This window comes from Hymenobacter sp. (assembly GCF_031398885.1).
Lineage (GTDB): Bacteria > Bacteroidota > Bacteroidia > Cytophagales > Hymenobacteraceae > Hymenobacter.
This window is the reverse complement of the sequence record NZ_JANNOD010000047.1, coordinates 26020-47179: the sequence shown is the minus strand read 5'-3', so window position 1 is coordinate 47179 and position 21160 is coordinate 26020. Positions and strand designations below refer to the sequence as shown.

General features: G+C 60.8%; 14 protein-coding genes. 12 read left to right on the top strand and 2 right to left on the bottom strand.

The features are described 5' to 3' along the window. Window positions 1–27 precede the first annotated feature (27 nt). Window positions 28–912 (top strand): IS3 family transposase, encoded by an 885-nt coding sequence (locus tag RMO51_RS08530; protein WP_310393801.1) that lies wholly within the window; start codon window positions 28–30, stop codon window positions 910–912. 66 nt (window positions 913–978) lie between these two features. Here the strand turns inward: RMO51_RS08530 and RMO51_RS08525 are convergent, their stop codons facing one another. After that, window positions 979–2007 (bottom strand): LacI family DNA-binding transcriptional regulator, encoded by a 1029-nt coding sequence (locus RMO51_RS08525; protein ID WP_310393800.1) that lies wholly within the window; start codon window positions 2005–2007, stop codon window positions 979–981. A 553-nt stretch (window positions 2008–2560) separates the two neighbouring features. Here RMO51_RS08525 and RMO51_RS08520 point away from each other — a divergent pair. The 7 genes from RMO51_RS08520 (at window position 2561) to RMO51_RS08490 (ending at window position 12274) form a co-directional block, all read left to right on the top strand. Continuing rightward, window positions 2561–4291 carry a sodium:solute symporter family protein gene (locus tag RMO51_RS08520; protein ID WP_310393798.1) on the top strand — a complete coding sequence of 577 codons (1731 nt, stop codon included), beginning with the start codon at window positions 2561–2563 and terminating at the stop codon, window positions 4289–4291. A 78-nt stretch (window positions 4292–4369) separates the two neighbouring features. Then, complete coding sequence (locus RMO51_RS08515; RefSeq protein WP_310393797.1) at window positions 4370–6652, top strand: FAD-dependent oxidoreductase; 2283 nt, start codon at window positions 4370–4372, stop codon at window positions 6650–6652. A gap of 132 nt (window positions 6653–6784) precedes the next feature. Then, window positions 6785–8143 carry a BNR-4 repeat-containing protein gene (locus tag RMO51_RS08510; protein WP_310393795.1) on the top strand — a complete coding sequence of 453 codons (1359 nt, stop codon included), beginning with the start codon at window positions 6785–6787 and terminating at the stop codon, window positions 8141–8143. A 144-nt stretch (window positions 8144–8287) separates the two neighbouring features. Next, window positions 8288–9106 carry a 5-dehydro-4-deoxy-D-glucuronate isomerase gene (kduI, locus tag RMO51_RS08505; RefSeq protein ID WP_310393794.1) on the top strand — a complete coding sequence of 273 codons (819 nt, stop codon included), beginning with the start codon at window positions 8288–8290 and terminating at the stop codon, window positions 9104–9106. Window positions 9107–9111: 5 nt separating this feature from the next. Then, window positions 9112–9462, top strand: a complete 351-nt coding sequence (locus RMO51_RS08500) for a cupin domain-containing protein (RefSeq protein ID WP_310393792.1) — start codon at window positions 9112–9114, stop codon at window positions 9460–9462. Beyond that, window positions 9459–11501 carry a glycoside hydrolase family 2 TIM barrel-domain containing protein gene (locus tag RMO51_RS08495; RefSeq protein ID WP_310393790.1) on the top strand — a complete coding sequence of 681 codons (2043 nt, stop codon included), beginning with the start codon at window positions 9459–9461 and terminating at the stop codon, window positions 11499–11501. The genes RMO51_RS08500 and RMO51_RS08495 overlap by 4 nt, the downstream gene beginning before the upstream one ends. A gap of 182 nt (window positions 11502–11683) precedes the next feature. Then, entirely contained in the window at window positions 11684–12274 is a 591-nt protein-coding gene (locus RMO51_RS08490) for an RNA polymerase sigma-70 factor (protein ID WP_310393789.1), read from the top strand. A gap of 20 nt (window positions 12275–12294) precedes the next feature. Here RMO51_RS08490 and RMO51_RS08485 read toward each other — a convergent pair whose 3' ends face one another. Beyond that, window positions 12295–13716: an alpha-L-fucosidase gene (locus tag RMO51_RS08485; RefSeq protein WP_310393787.1), complete on the bottom strand. Its 1422-nt coding sequence runs from the start codon at window positions 13714–13716 to the stop codon at window positions 12295–12297. A gap of 635 nt (window positions 13717–14351) precedes the next feature. Between RMO51_RS08485 and RMO51_RS08480 the strand changes: the two genes are divergently transcribed. The 4 genes from RMO51_RS08480 (at window position 14352) to RMO51_RS08465 (ending at window position 21030) form a co-directional block, all read left to right on the top strand. Continuing rightward, window positions 14352–15365: a FecR domain-containing protein gene (locus tag RMO51_RS08480; RefSeq protein WP_310393786.1), complete on the top strand. Its 1014-nt coding sequence runs from the start codon at window positions 14352–14354 to the stop codon at window positions 15363–15365. A 109-nt stretch (window positions 15366–15474) separates the two neighbouring features. Continuing rightward, window positions 15475–18936 carry a TonB-dependent receptor gene (locus RMO51_RS08475; RefSeq protein WP_310393784.1) on the top strand — a complete coding sequence of 1154 codons (3462 nt, stop codon included), beginning with the start codon at window positions 15475–15477 and terminating at the stop codon, window positions 18934–18936. Window positions 18937–18953: 17 nt separating this feature from the next. Beyond that, window positions 18954–20399, top strand: a complete 1446-nt coding sequence (locus RMO51_RS08470) for a RagB/SusD family nutrient uptake outer membrane protein (RefSeq protein ID WP_310393782.1) — start codon at window positions 18954–18956, stop codon at window positions 20397–20399. A gap of 43 nt (window positions 20400–20442) precedes the next feature. Further along, a complete protein-coding gene (locus RMO51_RS08465) occupies window positions 20443–21030 on the top strand; it encodes a fasciclin domain-containing protein (RefSeq protein WP_310393780.1) in 588 nt (195 codons plus the stop codon). The last annotated feature ends 130 nt before the right edge of the window (window positions 21031–21160 follow it).

The window sequence follows — 21160 nt, the reverse complement described above, 5'->3', positions numbered from 1 at the left end:
GCGCAGGCTCTCGCAGACCGGGACGCCATGAGCCGCTACCGTTTTATTGCCGCCGAGCGCGGCCACTACCCCGTGCGCCAACTCTGCCAGGTGCTGGGCGTGCCGCCCAGCAGCTTTTACGCCTGGCAACAAGGCCAGCAGCAGGCAGCGGAGAGCGAATTACCGGCCTGGGAAAAGGCGTTGGTCAAGGTTTTTAGCCGGCACAAACGCCGCTACGGCACCCGCCGGCTCCAAGTCGCCCTGGGCCAAAAAGGGCACCGGTGGGCCGCCAGTGCCTGCGCACGGCCCTGCGCAGGCGGGGCTTGCACGCGCTTCAGCCCAAGGCCTTCGCCCCGCGCACGACCGACTCTACCCACGGCTTGCGCTGCGCCCCCAACCGACTGCTCGACCAGCCCAAGCCGACTCAGGCCAACCGGGTCTGGGTCTCGGACATCACCCTACTTGCCCCTGGCCAACGGCGCCTGGGCCTATTTGTGCGCCTTTCAGGACATGGCCAGCAAGCACGTCATGGCCACCATGCCCGAAGAACTGGCCACCATGGCCTTGCAGCGGGGGTTTTTGGCCCAGCCCCCCACGCCCGGGCTGCTCGTGCACTCCGACCGGTGCGGCCAGTACTGCGGCAACGCCTACCGCGTCCTCTTGCACCGGTACGGGGCCGTGCGTTTGCAGAGTCGCCGCGGCGAGTGCTACGACAACGCCCAGGCCGAGAGCCTCTGGTCCCGCCCCAAAACCGAGGTGCTCGAACTCCGCGAGTGGCCCGTTTTCGCTGACCTGGCCGATGCCCAGGCCAGCGTGGCCGACTATTTTGACTACTATAACCACGACCGGCTACACTCCAGCATCAGCTATCAGACTCCGTATTCCACTCACCACCAACTTCTTCAAACTACTGCCCTAAACTGTCCAGCCTAATCGGACCACCTCACCTTCCTGCATCCACAGCCATTCGCCGCGTAACAGCAGTGTCTTAAATTTAGCTCAGTTCTGTCGGTTGCTTGAGCGGCGGACGATAAGCTCCGGTTTAAGTACAAAGCGATGCGGGGCAGGGCCATGCGTTTTGTTTAGAGCATTAAGCAGCAGCTGTACGGCCGCTTCGCCCATTTTTAGGTTAAGCTGATTCACAGTTGACAATGGTGGCTCAACGTAAGCAGAGGTCAACTCATCACCAAAACCCGCGAGTAATAAGTCCTCTGGTACGCGGAGATTCTTTTCCTTTAAAACCTGTAGTGCGCCAATAGCAGCAAAATCATTGGCGGCAAATACCGCGTCTGGTGGTTGCGGCAACTGGAGCAGCGCAGTCATGCCTCTAATTCCTCCCTCGATATAGAGACTATCAAAGAGGATAAGGGCTGGGTCAGATACTGCGTTGTGGCTGTGAAGCGCGGCTTGAAAACCCCGCAACCGTTCCCGAAAAATACCCATACTCTGCGGACCCGCTAAGTGCGCTATGCGACGGGCACCTTGAGCCAGCAAGTGCGTCGTCATGTCATAGGCTCCCTGATAGTCATCAATGACAACTGAACTGACGTCAAACCCGCTGATGAAACGGTCAAATAAAACTAGCGGGACGTGCCGCTCCAGCACCGGCGCGAAAGCGCTGGCATCGGGGGTGCTTATTGCCAAGGAAACTAATATTCCGGCAACCTGGGCCTGCAAGAGCATGGTTAGGGCTTCCTGCTGAAGGGTAGCATCTTCATAACTCTGGCATATAAGCACGTGATAGCCTGCCTGATGCGCCGCCGTTTCAATTCCCCGCACAATGGTTCCGAAAAAGAAACCATCAATGTGAGGCACTAGTACCCCGATAAGCTTACTATGCCCTTGGCTCAATGCCTTGGCCATTTGGTTGGGCTGATAGTTCAATTGCCGGGCAAGTTCCAGGACCCGTCGTTTGGTGACCTGACTGATTTTTGGATGATTCTGTAAAGCTCTCGATACTGTAGATACGGAAATCTTTAACTTCTCTGCTAAGTCGTAGATAGAGGGGGATTTAGAAGCAGCTGCCATAGCTAAAAAGCGCGTTTCTTAAGTATTTGACAGCTATAGTAAGTGGACAAGCAGGTATGCGGTGCGTCATATCTGCTTACTCCTGGGCATAGCCTAGGAGGAGTATGTATACCGTCCTGAGGCAATGGTTCCTTGTACAAGGCAAAGTAAAGCATCCGGCCCGGTCAGTGCTTCGGCAAAGCGAATCAGTGTCAAGCCTTCCAGAATTAAGTAAAGGCGGCACCTTTGAAATTTTGTTTTGCAACCGGTTGCTTCTACGACAAGCATATTGCTCAGGCAAGTCTTGCAATTACCTTTTCACTTTCGTTCAATCTAATCTGAATGGCTTAAAGCGAATTATTTGTTTGCACTCAAACTATGCAACCGCTTGCATTGATTAATTTATTGTTTACCTTTCGTTTGCTTTTAAAACCCATCTAAAAGTCATTTTCCGCATCGGGGCGGGCAGTGAGAGTTTCCCGGATTGGTGCCGCAATAATTCTTGCCACATTGCCCTGCAAAGTCTGCTCGCCGCTGACAGCAAGCAGGTGCGCTTTTTCACTTGCTTGCTCTTATGCCCTCTGTCGCGATTGATACCGTTGTCATGCTGGTGTTTTCGGCGTTCGTACTCGGCATCGGGATGCTGTTTGCCCGCACGGGCCGCAACCTGAAGTCGTTTTTTGCCGGGGGCGAGGCCGTGCCGTGGTTTATCGGGGGGCTCTCCTTGTTCATGAGTTTCTTCTCGGCTGGCACTTTTGTGGCTTGGGGTTCCATTGCCTACCAGCATGGGTGGGTGGCCATTACCATTCAATGGGCCATGTGCGTGGCGGCCATTATAACGGCCATCTGGCTGGCCCCGCGCTGGAAAGCCACCGGGGTGCTCACCGCCGCCGAGTTTGTGAAGCAGCGCCTGGGCTCTACGGTGCAGAAGCTCTATATCTACACGTTTTTGCTGGTGTCGCTGTTTGTGAAAGGAGCCGTGCTCTACCCCGTGGCCAAGCTGGTGAGCGTGTCGCTGGGCTACCCGCTGGGGGCCTGCACGGTGGTGCTGGGCTTGTTCATGATTGCCTACACGGCCGTGGGCGGCTTATGGGCCGTGATGGTGACGGACATCTTGCAATTCGTGATTCTGACGGCGGCCGTGGTGGTGGTGATGCCGCTGGCCTTGCAGGCTACGGGCGGCACGGCGGCTTTTCTGGAAAAAGTCCCTGATGATTTTTTCGCGCCGCTGAACGGGGAATACACCGGGGGCTTTATTGTGGCCTTTATGCTCTATAATACCTTCCAGATTGGGGGCAACTGGGCGTTTGTGCAGCGCTACACCAGCGTGGAGAGCCCCGGCGCGGCCCGCAAGGTGGCGCTGCTCTTCGCCGGGCTTTACCTCATCAGCCCGGTTATCTGGATGTTGCCCCCCATGATTTACCGCACCATCAACCCCAACCTGACCGGCTTGGACGCCGAAAACGCCTACTTGCTCATCTGCCGGCAGGTGCTGCCACCGGGCCTGCTGGGCCTCATGCTCACGGGCATGTATTTTTCCACTTCGGCCACGGCCAATACCACCCTCAACGTAGTGTCGGCCGTGGTGACGAACGACATTTACAAGGGCCTGCTGAACCCGGCCGCTTCCGACCGGCGGCTGATGCTGGTGGCGCGGCTGGCATCGTGGGCGTTTGGGCTGGGCATGATTGGCATTGCCCTGCTCGTGCCCGCCGCCGGGGGTATGGTCAACGTAGTGCTAACCATCGGCGCTATTACCGGGGGGCCGCTGCTGGCCCCGCCGGTGTGGGCGTTGTTTTCCCGGCGCCTCAGCGGCCAGGCTACCCTGCTCATCACCCTGCTGAGCCTGGGCGTGAATTTGGGGGGCAAGGTGCTGCTGCCCTGGGCGAGCGGGCTGAAGCTTAGCCGCGCCGAAGAGTACATCGTGGGGGTAGGCTTGCCCGTGCTGCTGCTGCTGCTGCACGAACTGTGGGCCGCACGCCGGGGCACCGTCAGCCCCGATTATCTCAGGTACTCCCGTGAGCGGTCAGCGGCCAGCCAAGCGGCCAATACTTTACTCCCCGAAGTTGCCGCGGCGGAGCGGCGGGAAACGCGGCAGCAGAACCGGTTTGGACTGCGCGTCATTGCCGGGGCGTTGGCATTCACTAGTGTACTGCTATTCGCGCTCAGCGCTATTATAGCCACGGGAAGGGGGCTGGTGGCCGGGATGGCAATGGTCATTCTGGTACTGGCTTTGATTCCGTGGCGAACTGCCGCCAAGCTTCGGTCCGAGGCTGCTACCACACCGAAACCGCATTTAGCTTGACACCCAAAAAACCAAGCCTTAACCAATCCCATTTAGCAGCCATCGTTTTGCTGATGCTGTGCTTTACTCGTTTTCCCCATGATTAAAGAAGATTTTGTATCCCACCGCGACCTTAAAACCGAACACCTCACCGCCGACCTAGTGGTGGTGGGCGGCGGGCTGGCGGGTGTGTGCGGGGCCATTACGGCGGCACGGGCCGGTAGCCGTGTTATTCTGGTACAGGACCGGCCCGTGCTGGGCGGCAACGCCAGCTCCGAGGTGCGCCTGTGGGTGCTGGGCGCCACGTCCCACATGGGCAACAACAACCGCTGGGCCCGCGAGGGAGGAGTGCTGGATGAGCTGCTGGTCGAAAACCTCTACCGCAACCCCGAAGGCAACCCGCTGCTATTCGACACGATTCTGCTCGAAAAAATTCGCCTGGAGCCCGCCATTACCCTGCTGCTGAACACGGCCGTAATGGCGGTGGAGAAGTCCGGCCCCGACACGGTGCGGGCCGTGCGCGGCTTCTGCTCCCAGAACAGCACCCTCTACGAGCTGACCGCGCCCCTGTTCTGCGACGCCTCCGGCGACGGCATCGTCGCTTTTCAGGCCGGGGCCGCGTTTCGGATGGGAGCGGAAAGCAGCGAGGAATTGGGGGAGAAGTTTGCGCCCAGCCAGGAGTACGGGGAGCTGCTGGGGCACTCCATTTACTTCTACTCCAAGGATACGGGCAAGCCCGTGCGCTTCGTGCCCCCGGCCTTTGCCTTGCAGGATATTACGCGGATTCCGCGCTACCGCCGCTTCAACGCCCAGCAGCAGGGCTGCCAGCTGTGGTGGCTGGAGTACGGGGGCCGCCTCGACACGGTGCACGACACCGAGCAAATCAAGTGGGAGCTGTGGACGGTGGTCTACGGCGTCTGGAATTATATCAAGAACTCGGGCCAGTTCCCGGAGGCCGAAACCTTAACACTGGAGTGGGTGGGAACCATCCCCGGCAAGCGGGAAAGTCGCCGGTTTGAGGGGGATTATTTGCTGCGTCAGCAGGACTTGGTGGAACAAGTGTCCTTTGCTGACGCGGTGGCCTTCGGGGGCTGGTCCATTGACTTACACCCCGCCGATGGGGTGTTCAGCGAAAAGCCGGGTTGCAACCAGTGGCACACCAAGGGCCTGTATGCCATTCCCTACCGCTGCCTCTACAGCCGCAACCTGCGCAATGTGTTTCTGGCCGGCCGGCTTATCAGCGCCTCGCACGTCGCTTTTGGCTCGACGCGGGTCATGGCCACCGGCGCGCACGTGGCCCAGGCCGTGGGCCTGGCGGCGGCCCTGTGCACCCGGCACGGGGTGGAGCCCCGCGCCCTGGGGCAGGGGGCTTTGCTGGCGGAGCTACTGCAGGAGTTGCTCAAGACCGGCCAGCATATTCCCGGTCAGCACCTGCACGACCCGGCCGACCTTACCCACGGCGCCGCCCGCAGCGTGTCGAGTGAGCTGATACTTACCACGTTGCTCCCTGACGGCCCTTGGCTGCCCCTGACCACCGCCACGGCCCAGCTGCTGCCGCTAGCCCCCGGCCCCGTGCCCCAGATTCACCTCTGGGTTGAGGCCAGCGCGGCCACTACCCTCACCGTGGAGCTGCGCCGCAGCAGCAAACCCGACAACCATACCCCCGACCTTACCCTGGAGACCCGGCACCTGGACCTCGTGCCCGGCCGGCAGCGCGTGTCCTTGAATTTCAGCAGCGTCCTGGAGGCGCCCGCCTACGCGTTTATCTGCCTGCTCAAAAACGAGCACGTACAGGTGGCCGCCAGCCAGCAGCGCCTGACGGGCGTGCTGTCGGTGTTCAACCAGATAAACCCGGCCGTGAGCAATTACGGCAAGCAGGAACCCACGGAAGATATTGGGGTGGACACGTTCGAGTTCTGGTGCCCTCAGCGCCGCCCGGCCGGCCACAACCTGGCCCTGACCCTGACGCCGGGCCTGTCGGTTTTCGGCCCCGACAACCTGCGCACCGGCCTGCACCGTCCCACCCGCCAGCCCAATGCCTGGGTGGCCGACCCCGCCGACCTCGACCCCACGCTTACCCTGACCTGGCCCACGCCCCAGACCATCGGGCGTTTGGAGCTGCACTTCGACCCCGACTGGGACCACCCGCTCGAAACCGTGCTCATGACCCACCCCGAAACCGTGTCGCCCTTCTGCGTGGCCGAGTTCGTGCTCTGCGATGAACACAACCAGCGGCTCTATTACTGCACCGGCAACCACCAGGCCCGCCATACCATCCGCTTCGCCGCGCCCGTGCAAACCTCTCGCCTCACGCTGCACCTGCGCCACCCCAGCGCCCAGGTGCCGGCCAGCCTGTTTGAGGTACGCTGCTACCCCGACTAGCCCCCGCCGGCCGCTGGTCGGTAGAGATTGGGCTCCTTCTTTCTTTTACCGCTTCACTTTTTTACGATGCCCATTGATTGGTGTACAAACGCGGCGCAAGAAATTCGCCGGTGGCGAGCAGCAAATTTGGCGGTGCGCTATGCTCGCCGGGTAGCCCGGCCGATGCTGCTGGCGGGCCTGCTGCCGGTCACCTTGGTTTGGCACGATGGCGAGAACTCGGCTTACGCCCCAAAGGCCCCCCAGCGCCCGGCCGCGGGCATCTTGGCTGCCGCGGTCGGACCCTTGGAAACGGTTGCCGCCGAAATTGACGCCAGCAACGTGGCCGGCTGGTGGACCCCGCTCGACGAGTACCAGGGCAGGACTTACTGCGTATTTAACGCGCCCGGACCCACGGCCGCCGACCATCAGGTGCGGATTGGGCAGCGCAAGGCCGCCGGCCCCTGGACCAGTGCCTGCCTGCCCGCCTCGCCGGCCTGCGCCACCTATGTCGATGACCTGGGCCACAACCAGCCCTCCATGGCCGTGGATGGCGACGGCTACCTGCACGCTTTCGTGTCGATGCACAACAACGGATGGCGCTATTACCGCTCCGCGACCCCCGGCGACATCACCACCATGCAAAACCAGTCGGCGGAAATGCCTGACCCGCGCGACACGTACACGTACCCTGTGCTGACCCGCACGCCCTCCGGCGACTTATACCTGCTGATTCGGGCGCGCATCAACGACGGCGACGGTCAGGGGCGGCTGTATCGGTGGAACAACGCGGCCAACGCTTGGACCCGGGTGGGGGTATTTGCCCGGGATGCGGGCTACGCGGTGTATCCGGATGACGTGAAGGCCGACGCGGCCGGCAACCTGCACATCATCTACGAGTGGAGCAAAGCGCCCTCGGGCATTATTCGCCACCGGGCCGCTTACCTGCGCTACCACCTGGCCACCGGCAAGGCCTATAAGGCCGACGGCCGCCCCCTGACCCTGCCCGTGAGCATTGCGGCCAGCGACGAGTACCAGTCCTTTGAAGGGGCCGAAACTTGGACCTCGGACCCCGACTTGACTTCGCCCGGCGTGCAGAGCGCCCGGCTGGCGCTGGTACCTAACTCTAACAACCTGAGCGTGGCTTACCGCTACCGCACCACCCACGGCGGCCCCTACACCGTGCGCCGCGCCTACTGGAACGGCCGCGCCTGGTCACGCACCACCGTCTACGCCGGCGGCGACACCAACGCGGCCATGGGCACCACCCACGACGGCCGGATGGTGCGCATCTACTATTCCAAAAAAGGCACCTTCAGCACCGCCACCGTGGCCGAGAGCGTGGGCACGGCACCCTTCGCGGAAACGCCTTTGGCGGCGGGCAAGTCGATTGAGCGCCTGGCGGTAAAAATGCGCCCCGACGGCACCGACGCGGTGTATCTGGTTGCGCCCACTGAAGTCAGCCCGACGACGGGGAAGCTGTATTTCCAAACGGTCAGCCGCCCGGCGCGTTGAGAAATTTTACCCGTCAGCCGGTGGCGACTCACCGGCCTGCCGGCCAGCGCATCCAGCTTTCCCGCTCCTTGGCCGGCAGAAAAACCCTCCCTCCACCAGCCCTTTCTATTTCCCCGCTCCAGCTCACCCATTTCATTTAGTCTAATGCAGCAACGCCACGCCAGCAGCCCCCGCGAAACGGCCACGATGACCACCGACCAGCTCCGCGAGAACTTTTTAGTTGAGCAGCTCTTCGTCGACGGCCGGATTGAACTAGTCTATTCCCACTACGACCGTCTGATTGTGGGCGGCGCGGTGCCCGCGGGGCAGCCGCTGACCCTGCCCACCCCCGAGAACCTGAAAGCCGCGTACTTCCTGGAGCGCCGCGAACTGGGCATTCTCAACGTGGGCGGGGCGGGCCAGGTCACGGTAGACGGCACCCGCTACGAGCTGGGCAACCAGGACTGCCTCTACGTGGGCCGGGGTGCGCAAACCATTATGTTCAGCGGCCAGGAGGCCCGCTACTACCTGCTCTCGGCCCCGGCCCACGCCACCCACCCGACCACGCTGCGCACCCAGGCCGAAGCCACGCCGGTGGAAATGGGGGCCTTGGAAACGGCCAACCAGCGCACCATCTACAAATACATCTACGGCGAGGGGATTCAGAGCTGCCAGCTGGTGATGGGCCTGACCCAGCTCAAGCCCGGCTCGGTGTGGAACACCATGCCTCCCCACCTCCACGACCGGCGCATGGAGGCCTACCTCTACTTCAATTTGCCTGACCAGCAGCGGGTACTACACCTGATGGGCGAGCCCCAGACGACCCGGCCGCTGTGGGTAAGCAACGAGCAGGCCATTATTTCCCCGCCCTGGTCAATTCACTCGGGCTGCGGCACCGCCGCCTACGCCTTCATCTGGGGCATGGCCGGCGAAAACCGCGAGTACACCGACATGGATGCCGTGGCTCCTCACCAACTCCACTAACTCTCATGCTGACCACCCCAACTCCCGACAATCCGCTTTTCTGCTACGACGACAAGGACCCCTGGACGCCCGTGGGCGAGGGGGTGCGCCGCAAGGTACTCACCTACGACGCCCAGATGATGGTGGTAAAAGTAGCGTTTGAGACGGGCAGCATTGGCCCTCCCCACCAGCACGTACACGTGCAGATGAGCTACGTAGAAAGCGGTGCTTTCCGGGTGACGGTGGCCGGTGCGACGCGCGTACTCCGGGCCGGCGACTTATTCTATGCCCCCTCCAACGTAGTACATGCCGTGGAATGCCTCGAAGCCGGCGTGTTGCTGGACACCTTCCATCCCATGCGCGCCGACTTCGTATGAAGCTAGTTCTGTCGTGCCGGGGCCTGCTGCTGGGGTGGTGTCTGGCCAAGACCTTGCCGGGGTTTGCCCAGGGCCGGCAGGTTATTCCGATAAACGACGGCTGGCAATTCCATTTTGCCTACGACACCCGCCGCGACGCGCCCAAAACGGCCGTAACCCTGCCTCACACCTGGAACGCGGACGAGGTAATGAGCGGGCAGCCCTATTACCGCGGGCTGGCTCACTACGAAAAGCAGCTCCCCATCCCGGCGGCTTACCAGGGCAAGCGGCTGTTTTTGCGCTTCGAGGGGGCCAATTCCGTGGCCCATGTCTTCCTGAATCAGCGCTGGGTGGGCGAGCACCGGGGCGGCTACACGGCCTTCTGCCTGGAAATTACGGACCGCGTGCAGTACGGCCAGGATAACCTGCTGACCGTGAGCGTGAGCAACGCCGCCACCCTGGATGTGCTGCCCCTGGCCGGCGACTTCAACGTGTACGGGGGCCTGCACCGGCCCGCCGCTTTACTCGTGACCGAGCCCGACTGCATCACGCCGCTGGATTACGCCGCGCCGGGCGTGTTCGTGGAGCAAACCGAAGTGACCCCGCAGCTAGCTCGCCTCACGGTGCGCACCAAACTGTCAGTCACGGGGCTGGGGAGAGAACGGACCCTACACACGCTCGTGCGCGACGCCGGGGGCAAATTAGTGGCCGAGCAAACCACGCCCGTCGCGGCGGGGGCCACCCCGGAAGTGCGGCAGATTTTTACGCTAACCAAACCCCACCTTTGGAACGGCACCGCCGACCCCTACCGCTATCAGGTCACGGCCGAGCTGCGTCAGGCCGGCATCGTTGCCGACGCCGTGACCCAGCCCCTGGGGTTGCGCTTTTACCGCGTCGACCCGGACAAGGGCTTTTTCCTGAACGGTAAGTACCTGGATTTGCGCGGGGCCTGCCACCACCAGGACGTGCTGGGCAAAGGCTCGGCCCTGGCTCCTGCCGACCAGGAGCGGGACATCGAGTTGGTGCGGGAATTGGGCGCTACCGCATTGCGCCTCACCCACTACCCGCACCCCGAGTACTTCTACGAGCTGTGCGACAAGGCCGGGCTGGTGCTCTGGACCGAGATTCCGCTGGTTGGGCCCGGTGGCTACACCAGCGCGGGCTACGTGCAGAATCCCGACCTGGAAGCCCACGGCCGGCAGGCGCTCACCGAGTTGATTCGGCAGAACTACAATCACCCGGCTATCTGCTTTTGGGGGTTATTTAACGAGCTGAAGCTCGACTACGACTCGCCCGTGCCCTACCTGCAAACGTTACAGGCCCTGGCCAAGCAGGAAGACCCCACCCGGCCCACCGTGGCGGCCAGCCACCAGGACGACGCGGCCCTGAATGGCGTAACCGACCTGATTGCCTGGAACAAATACTACGGCTGGTACGGGGGCACGCCCGCCGAGCTGGGCCAGTGGGCCGACGTGCAGCACCGCCAGCTGCCCACCAAGGGCATCGCCGTGAGCGAGTACGGGGCCGGAGCCAGCATCCGGCAGCACACCGGGACGCTGCGGGCACCCGTGCCGGGGGGGCGCTTTCACCCCGAGGGCTGGCAGGCCGCTTACCACGAGGGCAACTGGCAGCAGATGAGCGCCCGGCCGTTCCTGTGGGGCAAGTTCATCTGGGTGCTGGCCGATTTTGGTTCGGCCATTCGCCGGGAAGGCGACACACTGGGTATCAACGACAAAGGCGTGGTGACCTACGACCGGCAGGTGAAAAAGGACGCCTTCTATTTCTACAAGGCGAACTGGAACCCCGCGCCCATGCTCTACCTGGCCGACCGCCGCCATACAAGGCGCACTCAACCCCTCACCAGCGTGAAAGCCTACACTAATCTGTCGGAAGTCGAGCTTTTCCTCAACGGCAAATCGCTAGGCAGGCAGAAGCCCTCGCCTATGCGCATCGTGCGCTGGGACCAAGTGACTTTGCAGCCGGGAGTCAACCAAGTACGACTGCGCAGCAGGATAAAAGGCAAAACGCTGGAGGACAGCATTGTTTGGAGCCTGGAATGACGCCTTATAGTTGAAAGCAATTCCACGGTTCCTTCAGTCAAATTCCACACTACCCTCCGACCAGGCAGCGCCAACTGGCACAAGACGTATAAAAATCATAAGGATTTGTTAATGATCTGAAAAATAGGTATCTTAGAAGCCCTAATTCACCCTCCCCACCCATTCCGCCCATCCCACCCAAAATGGCTTACTCTGACGAACTTTTGACCGAGTTAGTTAATCGTTTGCGTAAAGCGGATGAGGCTGCGTTTCGCACCTTATATGACCTCTATAAAAGCAAGCTTTACTGGTATTGCCTGAAGTTTACGAAATCGGAGGAGACGGCAGAGGAAATGGTGCAGGATGTGTTCGTGAAGATTTGGGAGAAAAAGGAAACCCTCAATCCGGAGCTTTCAATTAATGCTTACCTCTATACTTTGGCGAAGCATTTGGTGCTCAATCACCAAAAGAAAACAACGCATGCGACCCTCTACGCCCAGCAAACCCTGTTGCGCACTTCTGAGGCCAGCAACCAGACGGAGGTTGCTATTGAGTACGCCGACTACCTGACCCTGGCCCATCAGGCCATCGCTCAACTTCCCCCCAAGCGGCACCAGATTTTTCAGATGAGCCGGCAGGAGGAGATGAGCCATGAGGAGATTGCCTCCGCCCTGGGCATCTCCAAACACACGGTCAACGTTCATTTGGTCAAGGCGCTGAAGTACATCCGCGCAACCATCACCCTACAACCCGACGTGCTGGCCGTGGCCCTGCTGCTGCACGCCTGGCTGTAAATTGCCTGCCGCCCGCGCCTTCAGCGCCCGGCTCGCTGGTGCTCCAGCTCAAATACATAGACGGGAATTTCACCGGCAAAATCCGCGGGGATAGGGAGCAGCAGGTTTCCGTTTTCGAGCTTCCACTTCAGCTTTTTGGCATCCCCCAGCAGGCGGACGCGCCTGATGGGCCGGCCGGCGTAGGCGGGCACGGTGATGAGTGGGGGCGGCCAGCTGCGGGCGAAGAGGTAGGTTTTCCCGTTTTTGGTGGTGTAGCGAAAATCCGGCGTTATGGCCTTGGAGGTTACGTCGTTCAGCGCGTCTTTCATGGTGTTGGCGGCGGCCGGCGGTGCGCTCTCGGCCACAGCTTCCGGCTGGTCTGCGCTGGCCAGGGGGGAGGTGCCGTAGATGGCCTCCTGGTTGCGGCGCATCCAGCGGCCCACGGCCGCCAGGTTCTGAAGGCTGGGGGCCGGCAACTCGCCGGCGCTGGTTGGGCCGATGTTCAGCAGAAAATTGCCCCCTTTGCTCACCACCTGAACCAGGTTGCGCACCAGCAGCTCCGGCGATTTGTACGCCGTGTCGTGGCGGTTGTAGCCCCAGCCCTTGCTCATGGTTATGCTTGATTCCCAGGGTTTGGCGGCCACTTCGGCCACCAGCTTCTGCTCCGACACCTCGAAGTCGCCGAGCCCGTTGCCCACGCGGCTGTTGATGAGGCAATTGGGCTGGAGGCTGAGCACGAACTCGCGCAGCTCCCGGCTCTGCGCGGCCGTAATCAGCTCCGGGGTATCGAACCAGATGACGCCCACCGGACCGTACTGGGTGAGCAGCTCCCGGAGCTGAGGCTTCACTTTGCGCTCGATGTAGCGGGCCAGGTCTTTGGCGTCTTCGTTGGGATAGTCCCAGCTGTTGCTGCGACCCGCTTTCACAGGCCAGTTGGTGGGCACGTCGGGGTCTTCCCAGTCCCGGCCCAGGGAGTAGTAAAAGCACAGCTTCAGGCCGTGTTTGCGGCAGGCCGCGGCCAGCGGCACCATGGGGTCCTGGCCGTAGGGCGTGCGCTTGACAATGTTGTAGTCGTTGCTGGGCGAGTTAAACATTGCGAAGCCCTCGTGGTGCTTGGCCGTGATGACGATGTACTTCATGCCCGCGTCTTTGGCCGCCCTCACCCACTGCTCGGCGTCGTAACGCACCGGATTGAGACCGGCGGCCAGGGTAGCGTACTCCTTGAGCGGAATTCGCTCGTAGAGCATAAAGTGCTCATTGCCTTTGTAGCGCTTGCCCTTCCAGTCGCCGCCGGCCACCGAATACAGGCCCCAGTGCAGAAACATGCCAAACTTGGCGTCCTGCCACCACCCCAAGCGAGTTTCGGCAGCTAAGGGCTGCTGGGCAAAACCGTAGCTGGCACGAAAAAAAAGCAGTACAACCAGAATAAGCGCACCCCGGCGCAGACGGAAAGCAGGCGTCATAAGAAAAGTAGTGGTAAAGGTGAGCCCCACAGCCAACTGGCTGCTGTTACGAAGAAGCAGCTGAAGCCATTGGCAGCCTAGCCTGATTCGCCCCCGGTCCATGAGCAGTTCAGCCGACTAGCAAGCGCCGGTCAGCGCATTGGGTCGGCAGGTACCGGCGAGTGGTTTTTGTGGTTTATCTATCTGCGAAGCCAGCTGAAAGCTGGCTTGATTTATCAGAAATTGCCGTTGCGCCGCTACCAAAGCGAGGCGGACACCGGGGGGGCGAGTTCGCTCGGCGGGGCGCAACCCCGGCTGCGGAAGCCTGGGGGCTTGTGGCTGGCACTGGCTGGCAGGTGAGGGCACCTCATTGCTGACCTCCCTATAGTTGCCCGAGCGGACCTACTTTGTGGCCCCAATTATAGCAGATTATTAAGTAAGGGTTGCTTGAATGCCCAAATTTTTTCTCCGGTATTGCGCATTCGCGGAGTCAAGCGGGAAGTTTTGTTGAGAAATAAATAAGCCCCGGGCCTTAAAACTGTGGCCCTTGGGAGCCTGGCGGCAGCTGGTAGGCCAGCATCAACAAAAATAATTTTGCCCCGAGTAATTATACGCCGGACTTCGCTTGTATTAGGAATAGACAACCCCAAAAAGCTTTGGAAAAGAACGCTAAGAAAGCGATGCTCATCAAGTTCCTGGCGGACAGCTGTTCCGAGGAGGAACTGGCGCAGGTCATGCGGTATTTGCAGCAGCCCGATGGCGATGCCGAGATGCAGCAGCTTTTAGATGAAGCCTGGGACCAGTTGCAATTTTACCCGGAAGTAAGCGGCGAACTTTCCGAGCGCATGTACGCGGGCATCCGGGCGCGCACCACGGCGGTGCCAGCCAAACCAGTGCTGACAGGGGGGCGCAGGCCCATGCTGCGTAGCGCCCGACTGCGTTTGTCGGCGATAGTTACGAGCATCCTACTGCTGGCCGGTTTTGCCTACCTGCTGCAGTATCACTCACAGGTGACTGAGCACACCGCCTACGGGCAAGTGGCCACCATCATTTTGCCCGACCAATCGGTGGTCAAGCTGAACGGAAACTCTCAAATCCGTTACGGCCGCCACTGGAACAGCACGGCCGCCCGCGAAATATGGCTGGAGGGAGAGGCTTTTTTCTCGGTGATTCACACGAAAAACCACCAGAAATTCATTGTGCATACCGCCGAAAATTGCAGCGTGGAAGTGCTTGGCACCTCCTTCAGCGTGATGCGTCGGCGAGACCGGACGCGGGTAGTGCTCAACTCGGGCCGGATTCGCCTGAACCTGGGCGAGTCGGCCCAGGCCCGGCAAGTAACCATGTTGCCCGGCGAGCTGGTTGAATTTAAGAAGGAGCCCATCGCTTACCGCCGTCAGCGGGTGGAGTCGGCCCGATTCTCGGCCTGGACCCAGAACAAGATGGTGTTCGACGCCACGCCCCTGGCGGAAGTAGTAGCCATCCTGCACGACACTTACGGGGTGGAAGTGACGGTAGCCGACCCGGCCTTGCTGAGCAAGCAGCTGTGGGGCTCCGTGCCCAGTGGCAAGGCCTCCTTGCTGCTGGCGGCCTTGGAAAACTCCTTCGGCCTACGGGTCGTGAAGGGGGCCAACGGCCGAGTGATATTGTCAGAGAGAACAGACAAGTAGAGCGAATTAATAAACTACCAACAATAATCTAAAAAGTCATTATTGACTTGAGGGCATTGCGTTGCCCATATTTTACCTCCTTCTTCTGACTCCCACCCACCCCCGCCTCATGCGCAAAATCCTTACCCTTTACTCGTTGATTACGGCTTGCGCCCATCTAAGTCAGCCCGCTCAGGCCCAGCTGCTGGCCGCCGCGCCGCGCCGCCACTCCACTGCCCAGGATACTCCCGGCACCCAGCCGGTCAGGACACTGAAAAGTGCGCTGGCCGAGCTGGAAACCCGGTACAAGGTCTACATCGTGGCCGATAATGCCCTGCTTGAAGGCAAAACGGTCACTTCTCCGCTGGCGGGCGCCCCCTTGGAGAATGTGCTGCTCCAGCTGCTGCAAGGCTCTCAGCTCACTTACCGCAAGGTGGAGGCTTCCATGTACGTCATCGTGCCGGCCGGCCTCGACGGCCCGTCAAGGCCCGTCAAGGCCGGTTCCCCGACCACCGCCGTCCCTTTGGGCGGCGAAAACGCCATTGGTGGGGCCTTGCCCCGTTTGGAGCAGGCCCCGGCCAAGCCCTTGGAAGAAGTGGTTACGGGGCGCGTCACGACCGGCAACGGCGAGGGACTGCCCGGCGTCACGGTGGTGCTCAAAGGCACCACCGTGGGAACCTCCACCGACGCCGATGGCCGTTACAGCCTACGCCTGCCCGACCTCACGGGCACCCTGGTGTTTTCTTTTGTTGGCTTCACTACCCGCGAAGTGCCCCTCTCTGGCCGCACCAGCCTGGACATTGCCCTGGAGCAAGACGTGAAGGCGCTGAACGAGGTCGTTGTGGTGGGGTACGGCACCCAGAGCCGAGCCACGGTGACGGGTGCGGTAGCCTCCATTAAGGGGGAAGATATTGCCAACGTGCCCCAGGCCAGTGTCGATGCCCTGATTCAGGGCCGGGCGGCGGGGGTGCAGGTCACCCAGAACTCGGGCGCGCCGGGCAGCGGCATCAGCGTGCGGGTGCGCGGTACTACTTCCATCTCGGCCGGCAATGAGCCCCTATACATCATCGATGGCGTACCCGTGAACACCGGCAACTATTCGGGCATCAGCGAGGGCAACCGGTTTGCCGGAGACGATGGCAGCAACCGCGGGGGCACCAACGCCCTGGCCGACATCAACCCCAGCGACATTGAGAGCATAGAAGTGCTCAAGGATGCCTCGGCCTCGGCCATCTACGGAGCACGGGCTGCCAATGGGGTCGTGCTCATCACCACCAAGCGGGGCAAAGCCAATACCGCAACCATCAACTTCAATGCTTATTACGGTATTCAGCAAACTTGGCGGCGACTAAATATGCTGCCCGGTTCGGAACAACGCCAATTGCTGATTGAAGCCCGCCTCAATGCAGGCGCGGGCCTTGCTTCCTTTCTGCTTACCCCGGAAAGTGAGGTGACGAACGTGAATTGGCAAGATGAGATTTTTCGCACCGCGCCCATTTCCAACTACGACTTGTCGTTTCGCGGGGGCAACGAAAAGGCCCGCTACGCCGTCAGTCTGGGCTACTTCGATCAGCGCGGCGTCATCATCGAGTCGGGATTCAAGCGTTTCAGCGGCCGGGTGAATCTTGACTATGAAATTTCTAAAAAGCTGCGCTTCGGCAACAGCCTCACGGTCAGTCGTACCGATAATGACCGGATTGAGAGCGGTGACGCCGGAAGCGCCATTCTTTCAAACGCCCTACGGGCTTTGTCGTTTTTGCCGGTATACACTCCCAGCGGCGCGTACAACATTAACCTGGAAGGTGCCCCTAACCCGGTGGCCACGGCCCGTGAGCAGTACCTCGACAACAAAAGCAACCGCTTGGTAGGCAATGTCTTCGGCGAATTTGATATCCTGAATGGCCTGACATTGCGCTCCAGCTTCGGGGCCGACTTCATTGGCGTGAAGGATGACCGTTTCGACCCCTCCACCACGGCCCAGGGCGGCTTGCGCCGCTCCTACGCCCGCTTCACCCAGGATTTGGTTTGGATTAATACCAACACCCTTTCTTACCGCAAAAAAATCGGAGAGGCCCACGACTTGGCCCTGCTGTTGGGCAATGAGCAGCAGCTTTCCCAGCGGGAGTTTATTGAGACCGGGGGGCAAGGTGCGGCCACCAACACCGTGCCCACCGTGAACGCGGCGGCCCAGCTCACCAACGGGTCCACGTTTAAAACCTCCTGGGGCTTGTCTTCGCTCTTTGCCCGCCTCAACTACAGCCTGCTGGACCGCTACCTGTTCCAGGTGAACCTGCGGCGGGACGTATCGTCGCGCTTTGGCGATAATAACAAGGACGCGGTTTTCCCATCGGCCTCCATTGGCTGGCGGGTGTCGCAGGAAGCTTTTATGCGGGGGCTGCCGGCACTCAGCAACCTGAAGCTGCGAGCCAGTGCCGGGGTGACCGGCAACCAGAACATCGGCAACTTTGCCGCGCTGGGTTTGCTGCGCGTCGGTAACAACTACGGTACCCTGGCCGGCATCGCGCCCTCCGCCCTCGGCGACCCCAACCTGAGCTGGGAATCGACCACGCAGTACAACGCCGGCCTCGACCTGGGCTTCTTCAACGAGCGCGTAGTACTGCTGGCCGACGTGTATCGCAAAACCACCAATGACCTGCTGCTCGCCGTGCCCCTACCCGGCACCTCCGGCTACGGCAGTGCCACCCGCAACGTGGGCCAAATTCGCAACGAAGGCGCGGAATTGGCCCTCATCACCCAAAACCTGGTAGGCGATTTCACGTGGAATACCAACTTCAATATCTCCTCCAACCGGAATAAAATCCTACAATTAAACGAGTTTAATGAGGACATTATTCAGGCCTCCGGACTCAATGCGTTTGGTCAGTCGGTGCCGTTCGGCATTGCGCGGGTGGGAGAGTCCATCGGCTCTATTTACGGCTTCCGAATGCTGGGGGTGTACCCCACCGACCAGGCTAATGATAACGGCCTGCGCGACGACAGGGGGCAATTATACCAGGGCGGCGACGCGATTTACGAGGATATCAACCAGGACGGCGTGATTAACAACGACGACCGGGTGGTGATTGGCAACGCCGTTCCCAAGTTCGTGGGCGGCCTCACCAATACGTTCACTTACAAGAACATCGACCTGTCCGTTTTTCTGCAAGGCTCTTACGGCAACGATGTTTTCAACCAGAGCCGGGCGGTGCTCAATAATATGTTCACCAACAGTGCCTCGACCACTGAAGTGCGCGAGCGGTGGCGCTACCCCGGCGACATCACCGACGTGCCGCGGGCCTTGCAGGGGGACCAGCGCAACGCCCTGCCCTCCACGCGCTGGCTGGAAGACGGCTCCTACCTGCGCCTGAAGAACGTGACGCTCGGCTACCGCATTCCAAAATCGATTTCGCAACGGGCCTACATCCAAAACCTGCGCGTGTACGCGACGGCCCAAAACCTGCTCACGCTCACCAAATACAAAGGCCTGGACCCGGAAGTAAACTTTCTGAGCAACCCCCTAGAATCGGGTATCGACTACGGCACCTTCCCCCAGGCCCGGACGGTGATGCTGGGGGTAAACTTTGGCTTTTAATCTGAATGGCTACTTACATGAAAAACATACCTAAGTTCCTGGCGCTACTCGTCGCCTTTGTTATCGGGGGCTGCGAGGTCACCGACCTGTCGCCGGAAAGTGAGATTGTGCCCGAAAATTTTTACCAGACCGACGAAGACGCCAACGCGGCCATTGCCGCCGCTTACAGCAGCATTCTGAGTTACCCCAACAACCTAGTGATGTGGGGCGACGCCCGCAGCGACAACACGCTGCGGGGCAACGGGGCCCAGCCCCAGTTCGTGGAGTTTACGGAAAACAACATCTCGCCCACTAACGGCTTCGCCAACTGGTCGGGCCTGTACTCCGGCATCAACCGGGCAAACCTCGTCATTGCGCGGATTCCGGGCATTCAGGACCCGCGGGTGACGGAGCTGAAGAAAAACCAGCTCGTGGGCGAGGCACTGTTTCTGCGGGCCTGGCAGTACTTTCTGCTCACCCGCAACTGGGGCGACGTGCCCCTGCTGCTGGAGCCCTACGTAGGTCTGGATCAGGATTTTAAACCCGTTAAGACCCCCGCCGCGCAGGTAATCGAGCAGGTAATCACGGACCTCAACGATGCGAAAAGCCGCCTGAACGCTAGCTACAACGCCACCTCGCGGCGCCGCGCCGCCAAGGGCACGGTGTACGCCCTGCTCACCCACGTGTACATGTGGAAAAGGGACTACGCCAACGCCGCCGCCTTCTCCGACTCTTTGCTGAATCAGCCCCGCATCCGAACCAATTACAGCCTGGTGACGGGGGCCAACTACGGCACCTTGTTCAACGACCAGTTTGCCACCGAGTCCATCTTTGAGATTGACGTATTCAATACGGTGAACACGCTGAGCAACCTGACCCAAACGCTACTGCCCAATATTAACGTGCAGCCCGTCGCCGGCTCGGGCCGCTTAGCCCCCTCGACCCGGCTCGTGGATGCCTTCGAAGCCAACGACCTGCGCCGCACCGCCACGCTGGGCCTGCCTGGCCAGAACCCCGATAACTTCAACACCCCCGCCAACATCACTTTTCCCTACGTGCGCAAGTACACGGGCCAGGTAGTTGGCAACCAGCGCAGCGGCAACGACAATTTCATCGTGCTGCGCCTCGCCGACATTATTCTGCTGCGCGCCGAGGCCCTGAACGAGCTGAACCGCACGACGGACGCCATTACGCTGGTTAATCAAATCAGAACCCGCGCCGGGCTGCCGGGCACTGCGGCCCGCACCCAGGAAGCCGTGCGCCAAGCCATTAGCCAGGAGCGGCTGGTGGAGCTGGCTTTTGAGGGCCACCGCTGGTACGACCTGGTACGCGCCAACCGGGTAACAGAAGCCCTCGCCGTTACCAGCCCAACGGGCACGCCCTACTTCCCCTTGCGCCGCAACCTGACTCAGCGGTCACTGCTGCCCATAGCCAACGGCGAGCTACTGCTGAATTCCAATCTGTTGCCCCAGAACACCCAATAGGGAGGCTGTTGCTGGTAATTTTTTGAACCATACTCCGCAAAAAATGAATAATTCCATCATCCAGAAAATTACCGGCTACCTGTTGGTGATTTCGGTGGGCTTCCTGGGGCTATCGGCCTGCCAGGAGGACGAGCCGGAGATACAGCTGGCACCCGGCGAAAACCTGACCGCGCTATTGGCCGCCGACCAGGACCTGAGCATTTACACGGAAGTGCTGGATTCCTTGCGGCTCAGGTCTTTTCTGACCTCGCCGGGACCTTTTACGGTGCTGGCCCCCAACAACGCGGCTTTCAACGACTACTTCCGCCGGGCGCTGCAAGTAAATGGCATTAAGGACATTACCCTCCCCGTGGCTGGGCTGACCACTGCCCAGCTCACCACCCAGACCCAGAAACAACTTACCCTGCGTGTGGCCATTACCTACACTTTTATTCCGAAGGCTTTCACCGCCGCCGAGTTTCCGACCCCTACCGCGCTGAGCCTGACCAGCGTGCCCAATAAGTACATCAACACCAGTGTGCAGAACGGCGTGATTAGGCTCGATAACAGCGCCACCATCATAACCGCTGACATCCGGGGGGCTAATGGAATCATCCACAAGACGGATAGGGTCCTGACGCCACGACCCTAAAATTGGCGGGCTCCCGGCTTTGCCACGAGCCCGCCCGACTGGCCATCGCCGGTGCCCCGCCCCCTGCCGCCGGGGGCAGGCCAACGGCTTCCTGCTCAATATCACCCGAGTCATTTACATGATTTAAATC

What these genes read in the sequence shown, in the direction of transcription:
- RMO51_RS08530 (WP_310393801.1), top strand. Translation starts at nt 28, where the DNA reads ATGAGCCGCTACCGTTTTATTGCCGCCGAGCGCGGCCACTACCCCGTG.
- RMO51_RS08525 (WP_310393800.1), bottom strand. Translation starts at nt 2,007, where the DNA reads ATGGCAGCTGCTTCTAAATCCCCCTCTATCTACGACTTAGCAGAGAAG.
- RMO51_RS08515 (WP_310393797.1), top strand. Translation starts at nt 4,370, where the DNA reads ATGATTAAAGAAGATTTTGTATCCCACCGCGACCTTAAAACCGAACAC.
- RMO51_RS08500 (WP_310393792.1), top strand. Translation starts at nt 9,112, where the DNA reads ATGCTGACCACCCCAACTCCCGACAATCCGCTTTTCTGCTACGACGAC.
- RMO51_RS08495 (WP_310393790.1), top strand. Translation starts at nt 9,459, where the DNA reads ATGAAGCTAGTTCTGTCGTGCCGGGGCCTGCTGCTGGGGTGGTGTCTG.
- RMO51_RS08485 (WP_310393787.1), bottom strand. Translation starts at nt 13,716, where the DNA reads ATGACGCCTGCTTTCCGTCTGCGCCGGGGTGCGCTTATTCTGGTTGTA.
- RMO51_RS08475 (WP_310393784.1), top strand. Translation starts at nt 15,475, where the DNA reads ATGCGCAAAATCCTTACCCTTTACTCGTTGATTACGGCTTGCGCCCAT.
- RMO51_RS08470 (WP_310393782.1), top strand. Translation starts at nt 18,954, where the DNA reads ATGAAAAACATACCTAAGTTCCTGGCGCTACTCGTCGCCTTTGTTATC.
- kduI (WP_310393794.1), top strand. Translation starts at nt 8,288, where the DNA reads ATGCAGCAACGCCACGCCAGCAGCCCCCGCGAAACGGCCACGATGACC.
- RMO51_RS08490 (WP_310393789.1), top strand. Translation starts at nt 11,684, where the DNA reads ATGGCTTACTCTGACGAACTTTTGACCGAGTTAGTTAATCGTTTGCGT.
- RMO51_RS08520 (WP_310393798.1), top strand. Translation starts at nt 2,561, where the DNA reads ATGCCCTCTGTCGCGATTGATACCGTTGTCATGCTGGTGTTTTCGGCG.
- RMO51_RS08465 (WP_310393780.1), top strand. Translation starts at nt 20,443, where the DNA reads ATGAATAATTCCATCATCCAGAAAATTACCGGCTACCTGTTGGTGATT.